The organism is Coleofasciculus sp. H7-2, assembly GCF_042747725.1.
Taxonomy (GTDB): Bacteria; Cyanobacteriota; Cyanobacteriia; order Cyanobacteriales; family FACHB-T130; genus FACHB-T130.
Genome location: NZ_JBHZGO010000109.1, coordinates 14699 through 31818, shown reverse-complemented (window position 1 = coordinate 31818; position 17120 = coordinate 14699). Strand labels below are relative to the sequence as shown.

The 17120-nt window shown below is 48.6% G+C and carries 15 protein-coding genes and 1 pseudogene; 9 read left to right on the top strand and 7 right to left on the bottom strand.

Annotated features, from left to right (window positions below; genetic code table 11):
• Positions 1-460: 460 nt before the first annotated feature.
• A complete protein-coding gene (locus tag ACFW2W_RS24150) occupies positions 461-1255 on the top strand; it encodes a DUF2993 domain-containing protein (protein WP_378184285.1) in 795 nt (264 codons plus the stop codon).
• A gap of 171 nt (positions 1256-1426) precedes the next feature.
• Entirely contained in the window at positions 1427-2716 is a 1290-nt protein-coding gene (locus ACFW2W_RS24145) for an APC family permease (protein WP_378184283.1), read from the top strand.
• A gap of 41 nt (positions 2717-2757) precedes the next feature.
• Here ACFW2W_RS24145 and ACFW2W_RS24140 read toward each other — a convergent pair whose 3' ends face one another.
• The 5 genes from ACFW2W_RS24140 to ACFW2W_RS24120 all read right to left on the bottom strand — a co-directional run bounded on the left by ACFW2W_RS24140 (position 2758) and on the right by ACFW2W_RS24120 (position 7650).
• Positions 2758-4149 (bottom strand): UDP-glucose dehydrogenase family protein, encoded by a 1392-nt coding sequence (locus ACFW2W_RS24140; RefSeq protein WP_378184281.1) that lies wholly within the window; start codon positions 4147-4149, stop codon positions 2758-2760.
• Between the two features lie 152 nt (positions 4150-4301).
• On the bottom strand, positions 4302-5222 hold the full coding sequence (locus ACFW2W_RS24135) for a UDP-glucuronic acid decarboxylase family protein (protein ID WP_378184279.1): 921 nt from the start codon (positions 5220-5222) through the stop codon (positions 4302-4304).
• A gap of 40 nt (positions 5223-5262) precedes the next feature.
• A complete protein-coding gene (locus ACFW2W_RS24130; protein ID WP_378184277.1) occupies positions 5263-5472 on the bottom strand; it encodes a hypothetical protein in 210 nt (69 codons plus the stop codon).
• A 22-nt stretch (positions 5473-5494) separates the two neighbouring features.
• Positions 5495-7306 carry a translation elongation factor 4 gene (gene lepA, locus ACFW2W_RS24125; protein WP_378184275.1) on the bottom strand — a complete coding sequence of 604 codons (1812 nt, stop codon included), beginning with the start codon at positions 7304-7306 and terminating at the stop codon, positions 5495-5497.
• Between the two features lie 158 nt (positions 7307-7464).
• Entirely contained in the window at positions 7465-7650 is a 186-nt protein-coding gene (locus ACFW2W_RS24120; protein WP_378184273.1) for a hypothetical protein, read from the bottom strand.
• Between the two features lie 557 nt (positions 7651-8207).
• Here ACFW2W_RS24120 and ACFW2W_RS24115 point away from each other — a divergent pair.
• From ACFW2W_RS24115 to ACFW2W_RS24090, 6 genes and pseudogenes are all read left to right on the top strand, one after another.
• Positions 8208-8438: a hypothetical protein gene (locus tag ACFW2W_RS24115; protein WP_378184271.1), complete on the top strand. Its 231-nt coding sequence runs from the start codon at positions 8208-8210 to the stop codon at positions 8436-8438.
• 182 nt (positions 8439-8620) lie between these two features.
• Positions 8621-9904, top strand: a pseudogene (locus ACFW2W_RS24110) (ATP-binding protein); the annotation flags it as partial.
• A gap of 157 nt (positions 9905-10061) precedes the next feature.
• Positions 10062-11381, top strand: coding sequence for a sensor histidine kinase (locus tag ACFW2W_RS24105; protein WP_378184269.1), 1320 nt, complete (start codon positions 10062-10064; stop codon positions 11379-11381).
• Positions 11382-11506: 125 nt separating this feature from the next.
• Positions 11507-12157, top strand: a complete 651-nt coding sequence (locus ACFW2W_RS24100; RefSeq protein ID WP_378184267.1) for a DUF3386 domain-containing protein — start codon at positions 11507-11509, stop codon at positions 12155-12157.
• A gap of 130 nt (positions 12158-12287) precedes the next feature.
• Entirely contained in the window at positions 12288-12530 is a 243-nt protein-coding gene (locus ACFW2W_RS24095) for a NifU family protein (RefSeq protein WP_190411328.1), read from the top strand.
• 313 nt (positions 12531-12843) lie between these two features.
• Positions 12844-15075 (top strand): glycoside hydrolase, encoded by a 2232-nt coding sequence (locus ACFW2W_RS24090; protein WP_378184264.1) that lies wholly within the window; start codon positions 12844-12846, stop codon positions 15073-15075.
• A 184-nt stretch (positions 15076-15259) separates the two neighbouring features.
• On the opposite strand, the gene ACFW2W_RS24085 is transcribed toward ACFW2W_RS24090, so the two are convergent.
• Positions 15260-15757, bottom strand: coding sequence for a GNAT family N-acetyltransferase (locus ACFW2W_RS24085; RefSeq protein ID WP_378184370.1), 498 nt, complete (start codon positions 15755-15757; stop codon positions 15260-15262).
• Between the two features lie 152 nt (positions 15758-15909).
• Between ACFW2W_RS24085 and ACFW2W_RS24080 the strand changes: the two genes are divergently transcribed.
• Positions 15910-16047, top strand: a complete 138-nt coding sequence (locus ACFW2W_RS24080) for a hypothetical protein (RefSeq protein ID WP_378184262.1) — start codon at positions 15910-15912, stop codon at positions 16045-16047.
• 7 nt (positions 16048-16054) lie between these two features.
• Here ACFW2W_RS24080 and rtcA read toward each other — a convergent pair whose 3' ends face one another.
• On the bottom strand, positions 16055-17116 hold the full coding sequence (gene rtcA, locus ACFW2W_RS24075) for an RNA 3'-terminal phosphate cyclase (RefSeq protein ID WP_378184260.1): 1062 nt from the start codon (positions 17114-17116) through the stop codon (positions 16055-16057).
• Positions 17117-17120: the final 4 nt, after the last annotated feature.

Below are 17120 nucleotides of genomic sequence, written 5' to 3'. Positions count from 1 at the left end.
TGGGTAGAATCTATTGCGGTTCTAACCTTCAGTAGGGGCTTTTTGATTGCCATGCCCCTACTGATCTATTGCACCCAACCCTTGAATTGCTATATCTGTCTTAAGGAGTAGGCAAGTCATTGCTGGCATGGGGAGACTTCAGAGATTGTGAAATTTAATTGTCTCCAATAATACTTTGTTACTTTTGGCAGTAGTCTGGGATCGTTAGCCCAGAGCCTTTGCAGCACTACCGGGATGCTGTAGGCGATCGCGCATCGACAGAGCGATCGCCCCATATCTCCGAGTCTAATTGTTGTAACTAATTGGAAGATTCCGAAAATTCTATCAATTGTGCCAATTTCCGGCTGCTAACCTTTAGCAGTAGGCTCTCTGCCATTATTTCTCTCTTAAGTCTTCTTGCTTGTTTGTTAATATTTTGTTACAAATACGATAGTAACCACTCTCATGGACGCGAAACATTATGTTAGGCGGCCTTACTGGATTCACAAATAATACTGGCACTGATTGGGGAGAACGCGCCCTCAATACAGTCGCCAGCAAGACCATTCGCCACCTGTTTACCCAGAGTGAGTCTGTGGAAGTTGCTGTTCGCTGCTATCCCTCCAGCAAGCTTTTGCAGGGCAGTATTGACAGCTTCAAAATGAGCGGTCGTGGTCTCGTGATTCGCCGCGAGTTTCGCGCCGAGGAAATGTCATTTGAGACAGACGCCGTCTCGATTGACTTCAGTGGTGTCATGCAAGGTCAGATTCGCCTGAAGCAACCCACCCAGGCAGTTGTACAGGTGATGGTATCCCAAGCAGATATTAACCAATCCTTTCAGGCAGAACTGGTGCAGAAGCGCCTGCAAGATATTTCTACACCAGCTTTGACAGATTTATCTGGCGGTCAACCCGTTTCCTTTACCGAAGTAGAAGTGCAGCTGCTGCCCGAAAATCAAGTGCAAATTTTTGCAAAGGCAGATTTGGGGGAAAAAGGAGTGGTGCCGGTCAGCATGAAAGCAACCTTAGTAGTGGAACGGCGGCGTCGCATTCGTTTTAAAGATCCCAAATTTCAACCAGAGGCAGTGCCAGAAGAATCACGGGAGATTTCTCAGACCTTGACATCGGCATTTGCTGAAATTTTAGATAACATGGTCGATTTGGATCGCTTTAATCTCGACGGCGTGACGATACGGATCAATCGCCTGGAAACGCAAGGAGATCAGCTAATTTTCAGTGGGTACGCCCAAATCGAGCGGGTTCCAAATAGTCCTTGATTGTAGTCAGTAGTCATGGGTCATTAGCCAATCAAAGTTGAGAACCGCGCCACAAGGAGCGGAGATTGAACGCAGTTCGTTTATCCTTTATTCGTCAAACTAAGCGATCGCACAACTCACTCTTAACCTCTCAGCCTTACCATAACAGTAGTCTTATCTGGGAGATGTCTCGTGAGTGCGAAAACCTCACCCCCGCAGATGAAACGAGAGTTAGGGGTTTTGGGTGCCACGATGATGGGTCTGGGTTCGATCGTCGGCACGGGAGTGTTTGTCAGCATCGGCATTGCTGCCGGAATCGCAGGACCTGCGGTGATTTTAGCGATCGCTATTGGAGCGATTGTGGCAACTTGCAACGGTCTCAATAGTGCCCAGCTAGCAGCAAATCATGCCGTCAGCGGTGGCAGCTACGAATATGGCTACAAGTATCTCAATCCGAGTCTGGGTTTTACCGCAGGCTGGATGTTTCTTTTGGCAAAGACTGCCTCAGCAGCAACGGCAGCTTTGGGTTTTGCTGGCTACTTGCTGAATGCGACGGGTTTGTACGGACGGGGATTTCTGATTCCCACGGCGCTGGCTGCGGCGATTTTGATGACTCTGATTGTTTTAAGCGGGATTCGGCGCTCTAATCGTGCCAATATTGTCATCGTCTCGGTGACGCTGCTATCTTTAATTTTCTTTGTCCTTGTCTGTCTACCCCGCGCCACAGAGGTTGGCCAAGAAAATCTCACGCCGTTTTTTACAGGTTCTCCGGCGACAGTACTCCAAGCCAGTGCGTTGATGTTTGTGGCTTACACGGGTTATGGTCGGATTGCCACACTGGGCGAGGAAGCACGGGAACCCCGGAAGACGATTCCCCAAGCAATCATTATCAGCCTGGTGGTGACAATGCTGCTTTACATGGCAGTGGCAACGGTTGGCATTGGGGCGGTCGGGACAGAAATTTTGGGCAAAGCAGCCCAGGCACAGGCTGCACCCCTGGAGGTGGCAGTCCGCAGCGTTGCCGGTTCAAGGGGTGCGACGATTTTATCGATTGGTGCGATCGCGGCGATGCTGGGCGTACTATTAAACTTGATTTTGGGTTTGTCCCGCGTGCTGCTGGCGATGGGACGACGCCGGGATATGCCCAGAATTTTGGCACGGCTGAATCGGCAAGGAACGACACCAGATTTAGCGGTGGTAGTGGTAGGAATTGCGATCGCTCTTTTGGTTCTGCTTGGCAATATCAAAACAACTTGGTCGTTCAGTGCCTTTAACGTCTTGATTTACTACGCCATTACTAACCTGGCAGCATTAAAACTGCCAGAGTCAGAACGGCTCTATCCCAAATGGATAGCCTGGACAGGTCTAGGATCTTGTCTGTTCCTGGCTTTCTGGGTAGAGCCGCAAATCTGGCAAATTGGTCTGGGATTAATTGTCGCTGGACTAATCTGGCACAAAGTCAGGCAAAGAGTCAGGAAGTGAGTGAGTTTTGAGTTAATAACTCAAAACTCAAAACTTTTTTCCTATCGCCCAACGCCGATGTATTGGAAACCGGCGCTTTCAAGTTCCTTCCGGTTGAGGAAGTTACGACCATCAATCATCACCGGGTTGTTCATCAGCTTAGACATTTTGCTGTAGTCCAGGGTCTGGAATTGCTGCCAGTCTGTCACCAACACGAGGGCGTCACAGCCATCAGCCAGCCGTTCGGGATCGGTTTCTACCATCACGCCGGTTAACCCATGACGCATCCCAGTTGAAGAAACAATTGGATCGTAGGCTTTCACTTTCGCCCCCAGTCGGTTTAGTTGCTCGATGAGATTGAGTGCTGGAGCATCGCGCATATCATCGGTATCGGGTTTGAAAGTTAGACCCAGCAATCCCACAGTTTTGCCTTTGAGGATTTTTAGCGCCTGTTGCAGTTTTTCTATGGCAATCACGCGCTGGCGTTGGTTGACACTCACCGCAGCTTTCATCAACTGGGCATCGTAGCCGTAGTCGTCAGCGGTATGAATCAAAGCGGAGACATCTTTCGGGAAGCAGGAACCGCCCCAACCAATCCCAGCTTGCAAAAACTTGTTGCCAATCCGGGAATCCAAACCGATGCCCTTAGAGACCTGGGTAACGTCAGCACCAACGCGATCGCAAATATTGGCAACTTCGTTGATAAAGCTAATTTTGGTTGCTAGGAAGGCATTAGCGGCGTACTTAATCATCTCAGCGGAGTTGATGTCTGTCACCACGACGGGCACTGGCGGTAAGGATTTGTCTTCTGCCACCTGGCGCTCGACAATGGGAGCATAGAGTTCTTGCATCATGGCGATCGCTTTCGGATTGGTGCTACCCAGCACAATCCGATCTGGGTTAAAGGTGTCGTAAACCGCCGAACCTTCGCGCAAAAATTCTGGATTGCTAACCACATCAAACTGAGGGGTTGTTTCTAGTGTCAGCTCCTCGGTAGCAACGCCACCAGCTCCCACTAGGGACTTTCGGCGCTCCAGAACGCCATCGAGTACAATCATCCGCACCCAGTCCCCAGAACCAATTGGCACTGTGGATTTATTCACAATGACTTTGTAACCACCGTCAAGATGAGCGCCAATTCCACGGGCAACGGCTTCAACGTACCTGGTATCGCTTTCACCATTTGCCAAAGCGGGCGTCCCGACTGCGATGAACAAAATTTCTCCATGACCCACTCCAGCACCCAAATCTGTGGTGAACTCAAGATGCCCTGACTGGGAAGCAGATTGCATAATTTCTGACAGTCCTGGCTCATAAATAGGGGACTGTCCCGCCTTCATCAACTTGACTTTTTCTTCGTTATTGTCCACGCAGATGACATGATGCCCAATATGGGCAAGACTGGCACCCGTGACCAAGCCAACGTATCCAGTGCCAATTACGCAAACACGCATAGGGGTAAATCCTCAAAAAAATTGGAATGACAATTCTGGGGGTATCCGCTGTTGGGTAGTCCTTTGTTAAAAGTCATTGATGATTAACTTTTGACAAAGGACTCTAATTCACGAATCGCGGTGGATGCGATTCTCCGGCAGAGAAGCTAAGCTTAGCGATCGCGAAAATCTTCTATAGTCAGTTTTAACCCTTCTTGCAAGGGTATTGTCGGCTCCCAATCCAGCCAAGTCTTTGCCCGCGTGATATCCGGACGCCGACGGCGAGGATCGTCTTCTGGCAGTGGCTCAAGCTTAATCTTCGAGTCTGGATTCACCATCTTTTGTACAGCCTCAGCCAGCTCTAAAATCGTATATTCATCGGGATTCCCCAAATTAATCGGTCCCTTATGCTCGCCATTCATCAGCCGCATCAGCCCTTCCACTAGGTCAGAAACATAGCAGAAACTTCGGGTTTGCGAACCATCACCATAAACCGTTAGCGGGGAACCTCGCAGAGCTTGCACCACAAAGTTGCTAACCACTCGACCGTCATTTTCTAACATTCGAGGGCCGTAGGTGTTGAAAATTCGCGCAACTCGAATGTCCACATGATTCTGGCGATGATAGTCAAACGCCAGTGTTTCTGCAATTCGCTTGCCTTCGTCGTAGCATGAGCGAATTCCTATCGGATTGACATTACCGCGATATTCTTCTGTCTGGGGATGGATTTCAGGATCGCCGTACACTTCTGAGGTGGAAGCCAAGAGGAATCTTGCCTTCACCCGCTTTGCCAGTCCCAGCATATTCAGCGTACCCAAGACATTCGTTTTCACGGTCTTTACTGGGTTGAACTGGTAGTGTACTGGAGAGGCGGGGCAAGCTAGGTGATAAATTTGCTCCACTTCCAAGCGAATCGGTTCGGTGATGTCGTGACGGATGAGTTCAAAATATGGATGATCCAGCCACTTCAGGATGTTGCGCTTGTGTCCGGTATAGAAGTTATCCAGGCAAATGACTTCATGCCCTTGCGTCATCAGCCGGTCGATCAGATGGGAACCGATAAAACCAGCACCACCTGTGACTAAGATTCTCATTTGGCAATTGAGTTTTTTAAGAGTTGGAATCCATCTTAGACTAACCTTGCCATGCAACGGTGTCCAGATGTACCTGCATTTTGAAGAAATCTATGAAGATATCGATGAAGATATAGTAAAGATTAGCGATCGCTACCTGGCATTCATTTCTTCGCCTCAAGTTTTTTCGTTTCCTACTCTCAGCCTGGAAAATGCCCCGTGTGAGACCCCAAGCTAAGACACGCTGGATGCCCAAGCTCAGCTTGGGCATCCAGCGTGTCTCAATCAAAGCGCTACTCTTGATCCAAGCGCAACACCGCCATGAAAGCTGATTGCGGTACATCAACCGTACCAATCGACTTCATGCGCTTCTTACCTTTAGCCTGCTTCTGCAACAACTTTTTCTTCCGGGAAATATCACCGCCATAGCACTTGGCAAGCACATCTTTTCTCAAGGCAGGGATATGTTCGCTGGCGACGATTTTACTACCAATCGCAGCTTGAATCGGAATCTTGAACTGATGCCTGGGAATCAGTTCCTTCAACTTTTCTGTCAACCCACGTCCTACGTGGTAAGCCTTATCCCGATGCACAATCATCGCCAAGGCGTCAACGGCGTCATTGTTGATTAAAATATCCAGCTTGACCAAGGGATTTTCCTGATAGCCAATCAAATGATATTCCATACTGGCATAGCCGCGAGTTCTGGACTTCATTTGGTCAAAAAAGTCCGTTACCACTTCCGCCAGCGGTAACTCATAAGTCAGCGTGGTTCGCCCTTGTGTCAAATACTTCATATCTTTGAAGACACCACGCCGGTTTTGACATAACTCCATCAGAGTCCCCACGTAGACTTCTGGTGTAATCATGTCTACCTTGACATAAGGCTCCTCAATTTTTTCCCGCTCGTTCGGCGGCGGTAGGCGGCTGGGATTATCAATGTAAATTTCCTCTCCCTTATTGGTCGTCACACGATAGACCACCGAAGGAGCGGTGATAATTAAATCTAAATCGTATTCCCGCTCTAGACGCTCTTGGACAATCTCCATGTGCAGCAAGCCCAAGAAGCCGCAGCGGAAGCCAAACCCCATCGCGCTGGATGTCTCCGGTTCGTAGTACAACGCCGCATCATTTAATTTCAGTTTTTCCAGAGCTTCCCGCAAGTCTGGGTATTGGTCAGCATCGGTGGGGAACAAGCCGCAAAAGACCATCGGCTTAGCCTCGGTGTAACCGGGCAATGCCTCAGCAGCGGGGGCATTCGCTAGGGTAAGGGTGTCTCCCACGCGAGCATCTTCCACAGCTTTAATCGCCGCTGCTAGGTAGCCCACTTCACCGGCGTGCAGTTCGTTCACCTGCTTCTGAGTCGGGGAAAGGATGCCTAATTCGTCAATTTCATATTCTTTGCCAGTCGCCATCAGATGGACGCGATCGCCTTTTTTGACCGTACCATCCATCACCCGGAAGTATACAATTACACCCCTATAGCTGTCGTAGTAACTATCAAAAATTAACGCCCTCAGCGGTTGTGACACCGTATCTACCGGCGGCGGGATTAGCTCAACGATAGACTCCAGGATCTCGTCAATCCCAAGCCCTTCTTTCGCAGAAGCGAGAATTGCACCGCTACAATCTAAGCCGATAATTTCTTCAATTTCTCCCTTTACCCGCGCTGGCTCAGCTCCGGGGAGATCGATTTTATTTAAAACTGGGATAATTTCCAGATTATTCTCTAGAGCGAGATAAACATTGGCAAGCGTTTGCGCTTCCACCCCTTGGGATGCATCCACTACCAAGAGTGCGCCTTCGCAAGCGGCGAGGGAACGCGACACCTCGTAGGAAAAATCTACGTGACCGGGTGTATCAATTAGATTTAGAACGTACTGCTGACCATCCTTGGCGGTATAGTTCATTCGGGCAGCTTGCAGCTTAATCGTAATGCCGCGCTCCCGTTCTAAATCCATATTGTCCAGGAACTGTTCCTTCATCTGCCGATCTTGCACCGTGCCCGTAAACTGCAAGAGGCGATCCGCCAGAGTGGATTTTCCGTGGTCAATATGGGCAATGATGGAGAAATTCCGAATGCGAGAAACAGGTACGTCAGTCATAGCCAAACAAAAAGGCACGAACGGCAATTGAAAAGTTCAGCGGACTTCAAATATTGTAATGTTTCCGATGCCCAGGCAGTTGGGACAGCAGATATGTCCCGTCCGTCAGCCTGAGACAATTCTTTAACTTCGAGTAGGGGACTTACCGCCTTCGATGACTATACAGTAGAAAATCTGCGCTGTTTACCTAAATCAGAGACGGTATAGAAGAAAACGAGGGCTGAGGACTGAGGACTGAGGGCTGAGGACTGAGGGCTGAGGGCTGAGGAGAGAGGACTGAGGACTGAGGACTGAGGACTGAGGAGAGAGGACTGAGTAATTAGGGTACAAGCCCGTGTTTTCAAATAGGCGTAGCCCGAACAAACTCTCGCGTTCTTATTTCAAGCCGCGACTTTTAAGTCTGGGGTATATAGTCAGTCCTCAGCACTCGTTACACAGTCAGTCAGTCAAGCGAAGCGATGACAATCTAATTAATTTGACACGGGAGGGTGATGAGAACACAGCTAGAGGTATTCTTAATCTAAAGACTTAAAAACAACTCTTGTGTATTCAAGTAGAGTAGGGCACATTGAATTAAAGCCATGCAAAAACTGCCCTGATGAAAATCCTTTTAAAAAAAGGTAATTTTCTGAGGAGAGAACGACTTGTCTACGGAAAAGTGGCAACGCTTCAGGACTAGCCGCCCTCACCTCACCAGAAAACAGAGCGCTATACCAACTAGTAGTTAGCGCCCGGAGAATGTCAGAATGCATAGTAGGGATCGGAATTGCAAAATTTTGTTGCCCATTAGGATAAGAGCCGCATTCTACTCACTGCGTTGCTTGCATCAGCAGTTAGCATGGAAAGACGGCGCATCCTCTTTTGCGTTGGATTTGCTTGGAAATGTCATCACTGCACTGATATGAACGATCGGGCCATATATTCTCAGGGGTCAGCCGAAAAGGTGGAAATTTCTATACACCTTGATTCTGAACTGTTAGCGCAAATTAAGCACCTGACCAACGATCCGAGTAAGGTCATTGAGACGGCAATTCGGCAGTGGCTTAGAGGTGAACGAGATCGGGATGATGAACTGACTCGGAGCCTTGAGAGAAATCCGCCCGTGCCTCCGAGAGGGGAATGGAACGATTAATGCAAAATAAGGAACGCTCCAGTTTTAGATTTTAGCCGCAGGGCAAGATGATGTTTGAGGTTGCATCTATCACAGAAAACGGCTGGTAATGATTAGCTTCTTCTCCTTTTGCAGTTTACAGGTATACTCTGATGGCGGCTCCTGTTAATGTCTCACTGCCAACTTTCGAGTCAACTGTGTCAAGTCCAGATCAGTACCAAAAACTGCTGAGTCAGATTGCTAGGAATATCCGTCGCACGCTGGATCTGGATACCATTTGGCAGCAAACGGTTAGAGGACTGGGAGAAGCACTCAACGTCAGTCGCTGTATCATCTGCAATTACGAAAGTTCTAAGCCCAAAGTGCAAGTGGTGGCGGAGTATTGCCAGGAGACGTTTCGGTCGATGTTGGGGCAACAGCTACAGCTTTCCGAGCAGCCCTACCTAAGGCAAGCATTGGAGACGCAAGGTGAGCCAGTTGTGGTAGAACAGGCTGGGGTGAATGCGTTCGGGCAACAGTCGGTATTAGTCGTTTCCACCTGCTATCAAAACCAGCCAAATGGCGTCATCGCCTTACAGCAGTGCGATCGCACTCGGCGATGGAACGATGCCGAAGTTGAGTTAGTCAGAGAACTGGCAGATCAGGTGGGGACAGCGATCGCTCACGCCACCCTGTACAAAGAATTAGAGGAAGCCCGCGAACAAGCAGAAGAAGCTTCCCGCCTCAAGTCAGAGTTTTTGGCAAATACTTCCCACGAACTCCGTACACCGCTAAACGGCATGATTGGCTCCCTGAAGCTGATACTAGATGGTACGGTAGACGAGCCAGAAGAGCAACTGGATTTTATCCAAGATGCTTACCGTTCAGCTTTACATCTCCTAAACCTGATCAACGACATTCTCGATGTCGCCAAAATTGAAGCAGGCAAAATGGAGCTGGAATTGGGACAGGTGAAGCTGGAAGAGCTATTCGGTGATGTCGAGGAATTTACCCAGAATCAGGCGCAGCAGAAGAACCTGAGCTTATGCATTCAAATGCCATCTACCTACGATGAAATTATCCTGTATGGCAACTACCAGCGGCTGCTCCAGGTGATGTTAAACCTGATCGGGAATGCGATCAAATTTACCCACGAAGGCGGCGTCACAGTCAGTGCCGAGGTCAGTAAAAAGAAAATTAAGTTTGGGGGACAGGAATGTCCAGGCGTCGTGAAAGTCCAAGTCGCCGATACCGGGATTGGCGTCTCCCTCGACAAGCAAGACAAACTATTTCAATCTTTTAGCCAGGTGGATGGCTCTCGCACCCGACAGTACGGTGGTACCGGATTGGGATTGGCAATATCCCAAAGACTTGTAGAAGCAATGGGTGGGATCGTAAACTTCTACAGCATGGGCGAAGGACTGGGTTCAACAGTTACGTTCACCGTGCCTCTGTATCAAGAGCCGGTAATGATTTCAACGCAACAGACGGGTTCGATGGATTGTTAATGTAGGTGCTACTTTCGTGGATTGATGAAATTGGGTTGAGTTGGAGCTACCATTTGAAAGCACAAAAGGGCTGCTTGCTGGTAGTTTCAGGCTCATGTGCGATGAAATGTCGAGAAACTAAGCACGCCAACATAGCCTGCGAGGTCAAGAGGATTCTATGACTGAGCAAATTTCCGAGCAGTACCAAAAACTGTTGAACAAAATTTCTAGGAGTATCCATCGCACACTCGATCTAGAAACGATTGAAAAGCAAACGGTTGAGAGTTTGGGAAAAGCACTGGACGTAAGCCGGTGCTTTATTTGTCATAAAATTTCTACTTCCATGCAGGTAGTGGCAGAATATTCTCAAGAGCCATCGAGTTCTCTGCTGGGTCAAGAAATACAGATTGCCGATCGTCCTTACTTGAGTCAGGCGCTAGCGAGTCTAGAGCCGATTGTGGTGGAGAACATCGATCGAGAATTTCAGCGACAGTCAATCTTGGTGGTTGCCAGTAGGTATCAAGATCAACCGAACGGTCTAATTATTCTCCAGCAGTGCGTTGGCGCGTTAGCGTCTTTGGAGGAGATTTGCCCGCGTCAATGGAGCGTCCCCGAAATCGAGCTAGTGGGCGAACTTGCCGAGCAAATTGGCACAGCGATCGCTCGCGTCAACCTTTATCAACAATTGCAGCAGGCGCGCCAACTCGCAGAAACCGCTTCTTGTCTAAAAACAGAGTTTCTCTCTACTATCTCTCACGAACTTCGCACTCCCCTGAATGGGATTATCTGTAGCCTCAAGCTAATCTTAGACGACCTAGCGGAAGACCGAGCCGAGCAGCAAGAATTTATGAATGATGCTCACAGCTCAGCCCTACGTCTCATGAAGAGCGTTAATGACATTTTAGCGATCGCCAAATTTGAAGCCGATCAAAACATAAATCTGACGCTGGATGCAGTTAATTTAAACGAACTCCTGAGTGAAGTAGAACGCTTAAGAAATCCCCTAGCGCTCCAAAAGCACTTAAACTTACAAATTGAAAAACCGCAAACCTTAGATGAAATTATCCTGTACGCTAACTACCGAGGATTACTCCAAATCCTTTTAAATTTAGTTGATAATGCGATTAAATTTACTCGTGAAGGCGAGATTACGATTAATACTCAAGTCATTCAAAAAACGGTGAGGTTTGATAATCAGGAACTCCCTGGGATGGTGGTAGTCACCGTGGCTGACACGGGGATTGGGGTTCCTGAGGATAAACTAGACAGACTATTTCAATTGTTCGGTAAAGTTAATGGCTCTCACACAACCCCCTATGCAGGTACGGGACTGGGACTAACGATCTCTCAAAAGCTCGTCGAAGCAATGGGTGGGAATATTCATTTTCACAGTTACGGCGAAGGACTCGGCTCAACAGTCATGTTCACTGTACACCTGTATCAAGCTCCAGTCATGATTACCACGCCACAGATGGGTTCAATAGAGCTATTAATCTAGATGGGAGAAGCGACGCTATCGGATTTCTCTTCCAACGCCGGTTTTCAGCGAATTGTGTCGCCAGGACGTGTTAATATTCGGCAAAGATTTTTACACTAAGAAAGAAGTTGTTGAAGTAAGAATCTATGACTGAGCAAGCAAATGCTCGTGACTTGTTTCGGGCTGCCTACGAAAACCGCTACACCTGGGATGCCAATTTTCCCGGATATAGTGCTGATGTAGAACTCAAGCAAGGTGATGAAGTCTACAAAGGCAAAATTCGCATCAACAGCGACATGACTGTTGAAGTTACCGGCATCGAAGACGAAACGGTGCAAGAGAGCATCTATACTCAGCTCAGGGATATTGTTACCCACCGCAAGCGGGGGTCTTTTGACAAAGCTCACGGCAAGAACGAATTTAACCTGGGGGAAACGGACGCCACTGGCGCTACGGAAATTCTGGTTAAAGGCGATGCGATGGGGTCTAACTACAAAATCCGAGGCACTGAAATTTGCCAGGTAAGTCGGGTAATGGGTCGAATGGCCTTTGTCATTGATACCGCTGAAAGTTTAGACACCAAAGAAGGCTACGCCGCCAGTCGCTACGATGTTGTCTTCCGGAATCCTCAGACGGGTGAATTGATCAAAGAACTGCAATTTGAGGATACCTTCGAGAAAGTCGGCGATTACTACGTGATGACCAAGCAGGTAGTTCACGCGAATGAGCAAGGTCAGAAAACGACCACCGAGTTTAACTACGCGAACGTCAAGTTACTGGAACCAGCAGCGGTATAGGCTGGAGGCGTTGCGATATGCCCTCAGCGGTTCCCAGTGTCCTCGATTCTCGCGATGAGTTTTTATCTCTGCGTGAACTAGGATCAACATAGCTGCAATAGAAAAAAAGATTCGATAAGGTAAACTAACCATGTCACAAACACTGGCACTGACTTCAGAAAACGTCGAACAAGTTTTGGATGAACTGCGCCCTTACTTAATGTCCGATGGTGGTAACGTTGAGCTGGTAGACATCGACGGTCCAGTTGTGAAGCTACGCCTCCAAGGAGCCTGCGGATCTTGCCCCAGCTCGGCAATGACGCTGAGAATGGGAATTGAGCGCCGCCTACGCGAATTTATCCCCGAAATTGCCGAAGTTGAGCAAGTCCTTTAAAGGCAAAAGGTAAAAGGTAAAGGAAAAAGATTTTTTCTGATTTCTTTTGCCTTTTTAGAGGATGTTTGAAAAGTTATCTATGTGACGCTGAAATCTTGGAGATCCCCCCTAGCCCCCCTTAAAAAGGGGGGGGAATCTTCAAAGTTCCCCAATTTATCGGGGGATGCAAGGGGGATCTCTAAGCCATAGCGTTTGAAAAAGCACTTTTCAAACATCCTCTTAGTTTAGTTGAACCAGTTTTTCCAAGCCAAAGGCAAAAGAAATAGAACAGATATTTCTTTTGCCTTTTTACTTTTTACTATTTACTTTTCCTATGCCCCATCCTCTCTATATCTCTTTCATCTGGCATCAACATCAGCCTCTGTATAAAAGCCGCACAGTCAATCAGTATCGTTTGCCTTGGGTGCGGCTGCATGGGACGAAAGATTACCTAGATTTGGTGCTGCTGCTGGCTCGTTATCCGAAGCTGCATCAAACTGTTAATCTCGTGCCGTCTTTGATTTTGCAGTTAGAGGATTATGTCGCTGGCACGGCGATGGACCCATACCTAGCAGCAGCTTTGACGCCGGAACAGCAACTGAGTGATGAACAAAAAAGATTTATTATTGAGCATTTTTTTGATGCCAATCACCATACTTTAATTGACCCTCATCCTCGCTACGGAGAACTTTATCAGCAACGTCAAGAAAAGGGGGAAGAATGGTGTTGGACAAATTGGAATCCGCAAGATTACAGCGATTTGCTAGCTTGGCATAATCTGGCGTGGATTGACCCTTTGTTTTGGGACGATCCAGATATTGAGGGGTGGTTGAAGCAGGGAAGAAACTTTACCTTAAGCGATCGCCAGCGAATTTTCTCTAAACAGCGAGAAATCTTGAGTCGCATCATTCCGCAGCATCGGCAAATGCAGGAAGCGGGGCAACTGGAAGTATCGACAACGCCCTACACGCACCCGATTTTGCCCTTACTGAACGATACCAACTCTGGTCGGGTGGCGGTGCCCAAGATGACCTTGCCGAAGCAGCGCTTCCAGTGGTCAGAAGATATTCCCAGGCATTTACAAAAAGCTTGGGATATGTATAAAGATCGGTTTGGGCAAGAACCGCGTGGTTTGTGGCCTTCAGAACAATCGATTAGTCCCGAAATTTTGCCTTATATCGCCAAGCAGGGATATAAGTGGATCTGCTCGGATGAAGCCGTCTTGGGTTGGTCAATCAAGCAATTTTTCCATCGGGACGGCGCGGGGAATGTCTACGAACCAGAATTACTGTATCAACCTTATCGGCTGCAAACCGAGTCCGGCGACTTGGCGATTGTGTTTCGGGATCACCGATTATCAGATTTAATTGGCTTTACTTATGGAACGATGGAACCGCGCCGCGCCGCCGCCGACTTAGTGGGGCATTTGGAAGCGATCGCACGCACCCTGAAACACCGCCAGCAAGGGGGCGGTACAGCCCTAGAACAACCGTGGCTGGTCAACATTGCCCTTGATGGCGAAAATTGCTGGGAACACTACCATCTGGATGGTAAACCCTTCTTAGAAGCTCTTTATCAGACGCTTAGCGACCACCCAGAGCTGAAACTGGTCACGGTTTCGGAATTCCTAGACCAATTCCCTCCCAAGGCAACCATCCCCGCCGAGCAGATGCACAGCGGCTCTTGGGTCGATGGCAGCTTCACTACTTGGATTGGCGATACCGCCAAAAATCGCGCCTGGGATCTCCTAGAGGAGGCGCGGCAAGTCTTGGCTAGCCATCCAGAAGCAACCGAGGAAAACAACCCAGAAGTTTGGGAAGCTTTGTACGCCGCAGAAGGTTCCGATTGGTTCTGGTGGTTTGGCGAAGGTCATTCCTCGAACCAAGATGCCATGTTCGACCAGCTGTTCCGAGAACACCTGTGTGCGATTTATCAGGCTTTAAATGAGCCGATACCGCCGAACTTGCGCCAACCCGTAGAAGCCCACGAAGCGCGGGGAGACCACCGACCCGAAGGCTTTATTCATCCCACCATTGATGGACTGGGTGACGAACAGGACTGGGATCGCGCCGGTCGTATTGATGTGGGAGGATCGCGGGGTACAATGCACAAGAGCAGTGCCGTTCAGCGTCTTTGGTACGGGGTGGATCACCTTAACTTCTATCTGCGGTTGGACTTTCAGACCGGCATTGAACCCGGTAAAGGCTGTCCGCCAGAGTTGCATTTGCTGTGGTTTTATGCCAACAAAACGATGCACAATAGCCCAATTCCGCTGGAGAATTTACCCGATGAAGCGCCGTTGAACTATCTGTTCCACCACCATTTAGGGATTAATTTACTGACTCACACGATTGAGTTTGAGGAGGCTGGGGAAAATCTTCAGTGGCATCCTCGGTTCAGCCGCGCTCAAGTGGGTTTAAATAAGTGTTTGGAGGTGGCGGTTCCTTGGGCAGATTTGCAAATCGGACCAGATTATCCGCTGCGGATGATAGCGGTTTTGGCGGATGGCGAACGGTTCAGTAGCTATGTGCCTGAAAATGCCTTGATTCCGATTGATGTTCCTTAAGAATTAAATCGCAAAAATCCCCGACAAGCGCCGGGGATTTTTGTAAAATCTCTAATTTTTCTAACATTCAGGACTTACGCACTGAAAGCTTGAAACCTAGATCCCTCCTAACCCCCCTTAAAAAAGGGGGAACCGGAAAAGTCCCCCTTTTTAAGGGGGATTTAGGAGGATCTCTGCGTAAGTCCTAACTTTGATACCGCATCACTGTCCAAACATTTCCACTAATTAGGGTATCTAGTTGGAAAATGTGAAAACTTGACTTGAGGGGCTGTGAGATTTCTCGCCAAGGAACAATCGTAAAGCCAAGTTGGGAATAAAATCGTACCAATTTAGGCTTACATACTAAATAGAGGGGTTGGGTCGCTTCTTGAACAAGACGCTTCACTAGATACGAACCCAGGTGCTGACTGCGCCAGACAGGTTTCACAAATAAGTAATACAGCATGGAGTGCGTACTGTAGCAGTTTATTTCACCGCAAGCTATTAAACGTCCATTACATTCAATGACCCAGAACCGCGACCAATTGACGAGAGCGTAGGTAAAAATAGATAAGAAAAACAGAATAAAGGAAGCTGCCAAACAAAGAGTAACAATAAAAATACCCGAAAGGATAACAAATAAAATAATTGCGAACGGGAGATTAGAAGCAAAAAAATTTATGATTTGCGCGATCGCTAGCATGAAAAAAGTCAAGGAAATCAAAATTACGAAGTTGAAAAATAAAACTCTCAAGTTAAATTTTAAGGCTTCAGATTTGGTAAATTCCAATAATAATTGCTGAATTAACCATTTTTCCTCCGCACGGGCTGGTCGGAGAACACACCCTGGTAGCAATGAAGGAGGTAGCTCAGCCATTGGTCAATTTTGTGGCGGCAGTGAAAATCAAAGTCTGCGGCGATGAGGGCAATATTACCAGCATGGGAGCCGTTGTCATGTTTAAATTAACTGAAAATTTAGGAGCGATCGCCTAAATATCATTCATCTGTCAGTGTTGGGTGCGACACTCACCCGACGATCGACTTGATCGATCGTTATCGATGCTAACCCAAACTGCTGAATCACCCACGAATTGGTCGTCAGGTGGGTACTAATCTCCGCCACTCGGTACTGACTCATTGAGTCAGCTAAAGCCGCTGGCAACAGCAACTGATCCCCCAGGTGTACATCAACGGGTGCGCCAGTGTGATGAAAATCCAGCAACTCCTGACAAGCCATATCAGCAACTTTATCTGCTGGCAGTCCCACACGTCCCAAGGCACCAAAGCCAGCTAAGCTGTTCTCGTACTCAGCGGTGAGGAAAATTCCCGCCCCCGGTGCGACGCCCCTTTCCCGCAGAGGCTGTACAGTGGCTTTGAGATCCGCCTCATGCAACACATTCTCGGCACGGCTAGCCATTCGTTGGGGAATGTGGGAAGGGAGTTCCGTCACCACAGCAATCCCCCGCACCTGCTGCAATTGTCCGGGTTCCAGAAGGTTTATACCCCGTAAAAATTGGGTTTCCCCGCCCCTACCGCTAACGCGGAGTTCCACTTCCCCTCCGCCTTGGGGATACCACCCCCAACCGCGTAACCTCACCTCAGCTTGCACTCCCATCTGACGTAGGAGAGGCAGGTAGACTTGCTCAATGTAAGTGTAAGCAGGGCTATAGGCGACATGGGTGCCGCCACGCAGTGTCACCTGCGATTCTCCCTGCGCGATCGCTAAGGGCAGCAAAATCGTCTGCAAAACCAAAGTGACAGCACCCGCCGAACCGCCTTGCCGTGCTTCGGTGACATCAAACGTGTATTTTCCAGGTTGAATTGAATCACCAGGAATAAACTCTAAATCCGTCGATCCCAACGTATCCCCCTGTACTTTCGCCTCGCAGATAGCAGCAGCGGCACGCACAGCCGTTAGGTGTTGGGCAGCGAGTCCGGGCTTTTTGCGTCCCGCCCGAATCCGCCCAATCCGGATGGGATGACCTGTAATAGTCGCAAGGCTGAGGGAAGTGCGTAAAACCTGTCCGCCGCCTTCTCCGTAGGAGCCGTCGATGTAAATCATGAGT

What these genes read in the sequence shown, in the direction of transcription:
- ACFW2W_RS24080 (WP_378184262.1), top strand. Translation starts at nt 15,910, where the DNA reads ATGAAGGAGGTAGCTCAGCCATTGGTCAATTTTGTGGCGGCAGTGAAA.
- ACFW2W_RS24085 (WP_378184370.1), bottom strand. Translation starts at nt 15,757, where the DNA reads ATGCTAGCGATCGCGCAAATCATAAATTTTTTTGCTTCTAATCTCCCG.
- ACFW2W_RS24150 (WP_378184285.1), top strand. Translation starts at nt 461, where the DNA reads ATGTTAGGCGGCCTTACTGGATTCACAAATAATACTGGCACTGATTGG.
- ACFW2W_RS24095 (WP_190411328.1), top strand. Translation starts at nt 12,288, where the DNA reads ATGTCACAAACACTGGCACTGACTTCAGAAAACGTCGAACAAGTTTTG.
- ACFW2W_RS24140 (WP_378184281.1), bottom strand. Translation starts at nt 4,149, where the DNA reads ATGCGTGTTTGCGTAATTGGCACTGGATACGTTGGCTTGGTCACGGGT.
- ACFW2W_RS24135 (WP_378184279.1), bottom strand. Translation starts at nt 5,222, where the DNA reads ATGAGAATCTTAGTCACAGGTGGTGCTGGTTTTATCGGTTCCCATCTG.
- ACFW2W_RS24100 (WP_378184267.1), top strand. Translation starts at nt 11,507, where the DNA reads ATGACTGAGCAAGCAAATGCTCGTGACTTGTTTCGGGCTGCCTACGAA.
- ACFW2W_RS24130 (WP_378184277.1), bottom strand. Translation starts at nt 5,472, where the DNA reads ATGCCCAAGCTGAGCTTGGGCATCCAGCGTGTCTTAGCTTGGGGTCTC.
- rtcA (WP_378184260.1), bottom strand. Translation starts at nt 17,116, where the DNA reads ATGATTTACATCGACGGCTCCTACGGAGAAGGCGGCGGACAGGTTTTA.
- ACFW2W_RS24090 (WP_378184264.1), top strand. Translation starts at nt 12,844, where the DNA reads ATGCCCCATCCTCTCTATATCTCTTTCATCTGGCATCAACATCAGCCT.
- lepA (WP_378184275.1), bottom strand. Translation starts at nt 7,306, where the DNA reads ATGACTGACGTACCTGTTTCTCGCATTCGGAATTTCTCCATCATTGCC.
- ACFW2W_RS24115 (WP_378184271.1), top strand. Translation starts at nt 8,208, where the DNA reads ATGAACGATCGGGCCATATATTCTCAGGGGTCAGCCGAAAAGGTGGAA.
- ACFW2W_RS24105 (WP_378184269.1), top strand. Translation starts at nt 10,062, where the DNA reads ATGACTGAGCAAATTTCCGAGCAGTACCAAAAACTGTTGAACAAAATT.